This window comes from Shimia sp. FJ5 (assembly GCF_032918335.1).
In the GTDB taxonomy this organism is placed as follows: domain Bacteria; phylum Pseudomonadota; class Alphaproteobacteria; order Rhodobacterales; family Rhodobacteraceae; genus Shimia; species Shimia aestuarii_A.
On record NZ_JAWJUV010000022.1, the window covers coordinates 1 to 622 of the forward strand.

1 protein-coding gene is annotated in these 622 nt (G+C 54.7%); it reads left to right on the forward strand.

Going from position 1 to position 622, the window contains the following annotated elements; all coding sequences use genetic code 11:
* A partial coding sequence (locus tag R1W01_RS18395) for a GNVR domain-containing protein (RefSeq protein WP_317275470.1) occupies positions 1-622 on the forward strand: 622 nt, incomplete at both ends.

Sequence of the window (622 nt, forward strand, 5' to 3'; positions counted from 1 at the left end):
CTCGATTTCATTGAAACTCAACTCCCCGAAGCCGAAGCGGCGGTCGCAGAGGCGGAAAGGGATCTGAACGAATACCGGCAGTCGCAGAATGCCATCGACCTAGGTTTCGAAGCCGAGAGCATCCTGACCCAGATTGGTCAACTTGAGACTGAACTGAGCCAAGTTCAGCTCGAAGAAGAGACCCTCAAAGAGAATTACACGCCAAAGCACCCGGTCTATAAGCAGTTGCTAGACAACAAGGCGCATCTCGAAGAACGAATTTCCCTTCTGCGGAACGAGGCGGAGGAACTGCCTCGCACACAACGCGAAGTCTTTGATAAGACACGGCGCCTCGAACTCGCCGAGGAAACCTATCTTCAATTGCTCAATCGGGCTCAGGAACTCAGGGTCCTCAAGGCGAGCACGATTGGGAATGTCCGGATTCTCGATACGGCCCATGCGACCCCGCAGCCCATCGCTCCACGCAAGAGCATGATCCTGGGTCTATGCTTGGTTCTAGGTGCCTTGCTCGGCGCCGCTTTCGTTCTTGTTAGAAACGCGCTGCACCGGGGCATTCAAAGCTCGGAGCAGATCGAAAATCTGGGCATCCCGGTTTTCGCGACAATCAACAAGTCTCTTTCCG